Source organism: Armatimonas sp. (assembly GCF_043760365.1).
Lineage (GTDB): Bacteria > Armatimonadota > Armatimonadia > Armatimonadales > Armatimonadaceae > Armatimonas.
Genome location: NZ_JAYUPA010000062.1, coordinates 1 through 6,724, shown reverse-complemented (window position 1 = coordinate 6,724; position 6,724 = coordinate 1). Strand labels below are relative to the sequence as shown.

The window sequence follows — 6,724 nt, the reverse complement described above, 5'->3', positions numbered from 1 at the left end:
ACCGAGAGCTTGCGAATCGCCTCGCCGGTGTACTCGACCACGTAGCCTGTTGCGCCGTCGGTGCCGATCTTGCCAATAATCGCCAGAATAATATCTTTCGGGGTGGCATCAGGGTGGAGCGTGCCGTTGATACGAATCTCCATGGTCTTGGGGCGGCTCTGGGGAAGGCACTGCGTGGCTAGCACGTGCTCGACTTCACTGGTTCCAATTCCAAAGGCCAGCGCGCCAAACGCCCCGTGAGTGCTGGTGTGCGAGTCGCCGCAGACAATGGTTTGGCCCGGCTGCGTGTAGCCCAGCTCCGGCCCCATCACGTGCACCACACCTTGCTTATCCGAGTGCAGATCGTAGAGCGTGATCCCAAACTCCTCGCAGTTCTTGGCCAGCGCCTGGATTTGTTTCAGCGAGATCGCGTCGGTGATGGGCAGCAGGCGGCTCGTCGTCGGGACATTGTGATCCATTGTCGCCACGGTGCGCTCCGGGCGGCGCACTTTTCGCCCCGCGAGGCGCAGCCCCTCAAAGGCTTGCGGACTGGTGACTTCGTGCACTAGGTGCAGGTCAATGTAGAGTAAGGCAGGCTTCCCGGCTTCGTCGCGGACAATATGCGCGTCCCAGATCTTCTCAAAGAGCGTTCGTGGCTTCATGCCCTCATTATAGGCCGCGCTTCTACCCCGTGTCCAACGAATTGTTTCGATGGGATCCATAGGCAATGGCTACTGAAGCACGACTTCGTGGATACCGGGCAGGCTGTGCAGGGCCTTGAGAAGTGCCTTCCGCTCATTATCAAAGATTGTCTCGTGCCCCATGAGTGCGGTAAACTTCCCAAAGACAGAGAGCGTGCCACGGCGGACAGAAAGAGTGACTTTGGTGCTGTCCAGGCTAAACTTCCCCATCTCGCGCCGCGCATCACGGAGGAGCTTATTGTTCTTGAGCTTTTCCTGCATCGCGTTTGCTGCTGGGTTTGTCTTTGTGTTCATATTTTATTATGGGTTGGGGGGGATTTTAGCTGAAGGCACTCTTCCCACTCCTGCCAGTTGCTCCGCTCGTAGGCGCGGGCATCCACTTCCATCGGGTCGAGGTGGTAGTTCAAGTAGGCCAGGACGATATAGACCAGCGCCAGGACAATGAGCACACTGCCGACAATCACCGCAGAGACCAGCAGCTCACGTGCCAGGAGCCACTGGATCATGAGCGCTCCCACCAGCGCGACGGCAATATAGCCACGTCCAAGATTGCGCAGGATTTCGTACGAGAGCCAAGGGGCCTTCTCGCTGACATCCGTCAGCCCGGCGGTCTGCTGGGCGTGGCGCAGCTCGTGCGCGAGGGTCTGGAGAAGGCGCTTGTGGTAGAGCGGTGCAGGGCAGAGGGCTGCGGGCCAGGGCAGAGGAAAGAGCCCCAGGCGCATCAGGACAATAAAGTACGGATTGAGGCACACCACATCCTTGCCGGTCTCGTCCTGAAAGTACTCGCCCGGGTTGATTCCCGCCGTCCACTCCACGCGCACTTGGCCGGAGTGGCCCAGGGCTACCATCCGCTCCTGCAATCGCCCTATTTCCAGGGTGAGGAGACAGGGGGCACCCCCGACACGTACCCGCATACCTTGCTCTGTTTGTTGCACCCCACGATTATATCTTGAGCGACTCCAGATAGCGCATCACGGCTTTGGCATACTCCGGCTTTGGCATACCCGTATTTTATGGTAGCCTATCTGGCAATGGCACCCGCGCGACTTTGGTTCGTATTAGGAATCTTGTTTTTGGGTTGTGCCCCTCGCCCTGTGGCGCCCCTGCCTCTGCTCCAGCTACGCAACGGCGATATGGAGCAGGGCACCGATGCCCCCACTGCCTGGGGCGATCCCTGGGTGGGCTACAAGCGCCGCGCTCTGAGCCGGGACATGAAGGTCAAACACAGTGGGCAGGCGGCACTCAAGTTCTGTTTAGAGGGCATCTCCGGCGAGCGCACTCTGGAGCAGGTAGTGCGGGGCGGCGCGGGGCGGGAGATCACGCTGCGTGGCTGGGTCAAGACCGAAGGGGCGCTCCAAGTGCAAGTGGGGATCCTGCCCTACGATCCACGCGTACGGCCTCTGGCTCTGCTCCCTGCACTGCGCCTTAAAAAAACAAGCGACTGGTGCTTGTTCACCCAAAAAGTGACCCTGTCCGATGACTCCTCGGGTTTCAGTGTGGCACTCCGGGCCGAAGGAGCGGGGACCGTCTGGCTCGACGATGTGCAGCTCGCTGGCGAGCACGTAGAGACGGTTCCTGCCGACCCGATTACGGTCGCTCCCCCGGAGCACCAGGACCCCGAGCGACCTTATTCCGGCACTCCTGGCGAGGCATGGCATCCCAATCACGAAAGGCTTAAGCCGCAGGCTCAAGGAACGGATTCCCCCGTGGTATTCCTGGGCGACTCGCTTACCTGGGACTGGCAACAAGCGGGCAACGACGCGTGGGAGCGTCACTTCAAGCCACTAGGGGCGCTCAATTTAGGGATGGGGGGCGATCGTACCTCACAGATCCTCTGGCGGATTCAGGACGGGGCATTGGCGGGGCTCCATCCGAAGCTGGTGGTGCTGGGCGTGGGAATCAACAATCTCAGTCGCGATACCTACCCTTCGGAGCGCGTCGCCCAGGGAGTCAAGGCCTGTGTCCGAGCGATAAAGCGAGCTTGTCCAGGCACGCGCGTTCTGGTGGTGGGGATTTTCCCCGTCCAGGATAGCCCGACGCGTCCGCTCCGTGCTCAGATCCGCCGCGTTAATGCCTTGCTCGCCCGGCAGCTCTCTGATTTTCTAGACTTTGGAAATGTCTTTTTAGAGCCGGATGGCAACCTGAACCCGGCTTTATTTCGCGACGGCATCCATCTCACCGCGCAGGGGTACGCGCTTTACTGCCAAAAGCTCTCCCCGCGTATTCAAAGCCTGCTTAAGCCGTAACCCCGGGGATTGGCGAGTTATCCACAGGTTATCCACAGGCCCTACCATTTGTGGGCGATGGCGAAGCGTGGATAGTCGCGGGCGTTGCGGCTTCCCGAGTGGGCGCAGAGGTAGTGGTAGAAAAGCACGTCGCCACGCTTGCCCTCGACTTGGATGCCCTCGCCCAGATCCAGCTCGCCCAGTGCCAGGTTCAGAGGTGCCATGAGCCGGAAACGCTCGGGATCGCTTGCGGCAAACGCCTCGATCTTCTTGTGCGAGCCGGGCCAGACACGGTCGGAGCACCGTCGCGCTTGCAGTCGGTGAGATACAGCAACGAGGCAAGGCGCATGGGGCGGGGGAAGACAATAAAGTTATCGCGTTCCAGCGCATGGTCAATGTGCGGCCCGTAGTGGCTCCACTCGCCGGGCTGCGGGAAGATATTGAGCGCAAACGCGGAGCGCGGCGGCTGCCAGTCGGGCGCAGCTTCCTCGCTCAGCTCCTCCACAAGCTGCGCCATTTTCGCGCTGAAGATCGCCAGTACCTCGGGTGAGCTATGGCCGGAGCCGACGGGCTTGCCTTCCCAGGTACTCGGGCCGGTAGGGTTCGCTTCCAGTTTCTCCCAGATCGCGGCCTCGGCTTTGGCGGCGACATCACCCGGAATCAGGCCAGGGACGAGCAGAAAGCCGTCTTGGTTAAACGCAGCGCGCTGCTCTGTGGTGAGGAGGTTCATTTTTTTGTTACCTTTGGCCCTTGTGGGGTGTCGGCGAGCTCCCAGCCTAGCTCCGCAAGCTGGGCGCGGATCACATCGGAGCGGGCGAAGTCCTTGGCTTTCCGAGCGGCCTGACGCTCGTCCACCAGGGATTGAATAGCATCGGGAACCTCGACTATCACTTCTTCGACCTTGACCGCACGCTCCTCCAGCTTTAGGCCAAGCACCGCATCGAAGTGTTTCCAGAGTCGCGGTGAGTCGTAGGAGTGGAGCAGGCCAACGGCACGGGGGACATTCAGGTCATCGGTGAGAGCGGTGAGCACATCAGCTTTTGCAGCCTCGAACGCAGCTTCCTCGGTGAGTGGCTCGTCTTCGGCGCGGGCCACCCGCTCGTAGAGGCGCTTGAGGGTTCCGGCGGCGGCATCCAAGTTCGAGGCACTGCCGATCTCTTGATTTTCCGGGTTCCAGGCCCACTTCAGCTCCAGCTCACTGCGGTAGTGTGCTTGCAGGCAGAGATAGCGATACGCAAGGGGGTCGTACTTTGAGGCAATCAGAGTCTCCAGCGTGATAAACCCGCCGAGACTCTTGCTCATCTTTGTATCGCGACCTAGCGTGAGAAACGCGGCATGCATCCAGACATTGGCAAACGTGTGCCCCGTGCAGCACTCAGACTGCGCGATCTCGTTGGTGTGGTGCACCGAGATATGGTCATTGCCACCGCAGTGGATATCTAAGGTCTCCCCAAGATACTTCATGCTCATCGCCGAGCACTCGATATGCCAGCCAGGGTAGCCCACACCCCACGGCGACTCCCACTTCATGATGTGATTGGGCTTGTTCGAAAACCAGAGCACAAAGTCCGCCGGGCCGCGCTTGCCGCTGTCCACGTTCACCTCGTCACGCGCTGCCACTTTCAGCTCATCAAGCCTCAGGCGAGCAAGCTTGCCATAGTCCGGGAACTGACTGGTGTCGAAATAAAGTGCTTCGGGCGTGGTGTAGGTGTAGCCCTTCGCCTCTAATGTCTTGTTGATCTCGATCATCTCCTGCACGTGCGCCGTAGCGCGGGGCAGGTGATCGGGCCGGGTGAGATTCAGGCGGTCAATGTCCTTCAGAAACGCCTCAGTGTAGAACTCCGCAATCGCCCACGGGTCTTTCCCCTCCCGTTGCGCCGCGATCTGCATCTTGTCATCGCCCTCATCTTCATCGCTGGTCAAGTGCCCCACATCGGTGATGTTCATTACCCAGGTGGTTTTCAGCCCGCAGAGCCGCAGCGTCCGAACCAGCAGGTCCTCAAAGAGAAACGTGCGAAGGTTACCGATATGGGCGTAGTTGTAGACCGTCGGCCCGCAGGTGTAGAGCCCGATCTGTCCCGGGACAAGTGGCGCGAGGCGCTCTTTAGTGCGGCTGAGCGTATTGTAAAGAAAAATATCCATGAAAATTCTATATGGCCCGAAGCGGCCTTTGTAGCCGAAGGCTCTCCAGTCACCCCCCTCTAACGGGGGTGATCTATTTTACCGCCTGCTGGTAGAAGAGTGTCTGCTGCGCCCAACCGGCATAGGGACCGAACTTATTCTGGAACGCTGACACGGCGCGCTCATAGTGGGCAGGAGTGAGCGAAGCGCGCTCAAGCTCGGGGGCATAGTGTGTTTTGGCAATGCGCCAGATATGTGTGTCCACCGGAACGGCGGCATCAGCATCGAGCGAGAAAAGCGCGATACAGTCCGCGATCTTGCGACCAATTCCAGGGAACTGTGTCAGCTCCGCCTCAATCTCACTCAGGGGTTTTCCGCGCAGTGACTCCAGCCAGCCCTCAGGCTTTTCAGCTAGTTTTCGTGCGGATGCCACCACGCGCCCCGCCCGAAAGCCAAGCCCACGTTCCCGCAGCCTGCTCTCGCGGAGTTTGAGAAGTTGATCCAGCGTGGGGAAGGAACCAAACGAATCGCCCGTGGCCTCTTCACAGACGGCCTGGAGCATCTTACTAATCCGAGCGATAGGTGCCACGGAGGCGCAGAGAAAGGAGAAAAAACATTCGTGGGGTTCCTGGCGCAGGAGTCGTAGGCCGGGCTGGCGATTCCACGCAGTCGCAAAGAGTGGATCGCTCGCGCACCAGTGCTGGGCTTGTTGTGCCAGAGCGAAGTCATCGAGCCGTAGGAATGAGCGCACAAACGCCTCCGTTGCTCCCGAAAATTCTAGTGTATTCTCCTGTTGACGTAGCTGAAGAGACTGGGTACCAACGGTTCCGGTTAACCAGCCCGCATCAATTCGTTGCCAGCGAAAGAGCTGACCTGAAAAAAGCGTGGCTTCAAGGTCAAGCTCATGGGGATCAAGGCGAATCATAGACGCAAAAAAGCCGGGTGGACTCCACCCGGCTTAAGTAAGAAGGGGTAAAAACTTACTTTCGGCGGCGGCGAATCGCAAGAGCGATTGATGCCAGCCCAAGGCCAAGCAACGCGAAAGTTCCGGGTTCGGGAATCATGACCGTGAAAACTCCCGCTCCGAAGCGATCTGTTGCACCACCTGGAATAGTTGGCAACTGAAGCGGGCCATTGTCATAAAACGCCGAACCCCACACTATATTATTACCCTGGAAAGCAAACTCACCAACATTGATTGATGATGGGAAACCACCAGAGTTGTAGTTCATATCACTCGCGTTAAATCCATGTGCGACAACTGCGTAGCTACCAGGAGCAAGATGAACATCACCGTTGGGTAAGGCCTTAAAACGATAGGAACCTGCATCAAGCGTTCCCTGACTAGTTGAGTCAAATGTCTGGAGAGTGTTGGTGACTTGAACGCCTGCTTGGGTGAAGATTGCGACTTGTAGTGTTGTTCCTAATTGGAAACCATCTGCCAGAGAGTCGAAAACTCCTATGTCGCGTATTGTTAAACCGGCAGGTCCGGTAATACTAAAGAAAGTCCCCAAAGGACCGCCGTGAGCTTGATTACCCAGAAGAGCACCTGTTGTGCTAAATGTAGGAAACGGAACCTGTGCTCTACTTGCGCTGGATAATCCCAGCACTACTGCACTTGCTACTACAGCACTTAGAAAATTACGAGAAATTTGCATCTATTTTTACCTCTTCTTACAAACAAAACTGAGAGCGATC

9 protein-coding genes are annotated in these 6,724 nt (G+C 58.3%); 1 reads left to right on the top strand and 8 read right to left on the bottom strand.

Features of this window, described 5'->3' with window-relative positions; translation table 11 throughout:
• The 3 genes from ACH2EH_RS01590 to ACH2EH_RS01580 all read right to left on the bottom strand — a co-directional run.
• A partial coding sequence (locus tag ACH2EH_RS01590) for an aconitase family protein (protein WP_395138182.1) occupies positions 1–641 on the bottom strand: 641 nt, incomplete at its 3' end.
• 69 nt (positions 642–710) lie between these two features.
• Complete coding sequence (locus ACH2EH_RS01585) at positions 711–974, bottom strand: hypothetical protein (protein ID WP_395138179.1); 264 nt, start codon at positions 972–974, stop codon at positions 711–713.
• Complete coding sequence (locus ACH2EH_RS01580) at positions 971–1,615, bottom strand: hypothetical protein (RefSeq protein ID WP_395138177.1); 645 nt, start codon at positions 1,613–1,615, stop codon at positions 971–973. The genes ACH2EH_RS01585 and ACH2EH_RS01580 overlap by 4 nt, the downstream gene beginning before the upstream one ends.
• Positions 1,616–1,675: 60 nt before the next feature.
• On the opposite strand from ACH2EH_RS01580, the gene ACH2EH_RS01575 reads away from it, so the two are divergent.
• Positions 1,676–2,926: a GDSL-type esterase/lipase family protein gene (locus tag ACH2EH_RS01575; protein ID WP_395138175.1), complete on the top strand. Its 1,251-nt coding sequence runs from the start codon at positions 1,676–1,678 to the stop codon at positions 2,924–2,926.
• Positions 2,927–2,967: 41 nt separating this feature from the next.
• Here the strand turns inward: ACH2EH_RS01575 and ACH2EH_RS01570 are convergent, their stop codons facing one another.
• The 5 genes from ACH2EH_RS01570 to ACH2EH_RS01550 form a co-directional block, all read right to left on the bottom strand.
• Positions 2,968–3,129 carry a hypothetical protein gene (locus tag ACH2EH_RS01570; protein WP_395138173.1) on the bottom strand — a complete coding sequence of 54 codons (162 nt, stop codon included), beginning with the start codon at positions 3,127–3,129 and terminating at the stop codon, positions 2,968–2,970.
• Positions 3,117–3,635, bottom strand: coding sequence for a hypothetical protein (locus tag ACH2EH_RS01565; RefSeq protein ID WP_395138171.1), 519 nt, complete (start codon positions 3,633–3,635; stop codon positions 3,117–3,119). The genes ACH2EH_RS01570 and ACH2EH_RS01565 overlap by 13 nt, the downstream gene beginning before the upstream one ends.
• Entirely contained in the window at positions 3,632–5,047 is a 1,416-nt protein-coding gene (gene cysS, locus ACH2EH_RS01560) for a cysteine--tRNA ligase (protein WP_395138168.1), read from the bottom strand. Before cysS ends, ACH2EH_RS01565 begins: the two co-directional genes overlap by 4 nt.
• Before the next feature lie 73 nt (positions 5,048–5,120).
• Positions 5,121–5,951 (bottom strand): DNA glycosylase, encoded by an 831-nt coding sequence (locus ACH2EH_RS01555; protein WP_395138166.1) that lies wholly within the window; start codon positions 5,949–5,951, stop codon positions 5,121–5,123.
• Positions 5,952–6,006: 55 nt separating this feature from the next.
• Positions 6,007–6,684: a PEP-CTERM sorting domain-containing protein gene (locus ACH2EH_RS01550; protein WP_395138163.1), complete on the bottom strand. Its 678-nt coding sequence runs from the start codon at positions 6,682–6,684 to the stop codon at positions 6,007–6,009.
• Between the last annotated feature and the right edge of the window lie 40 nt (positions 6,685–6,724).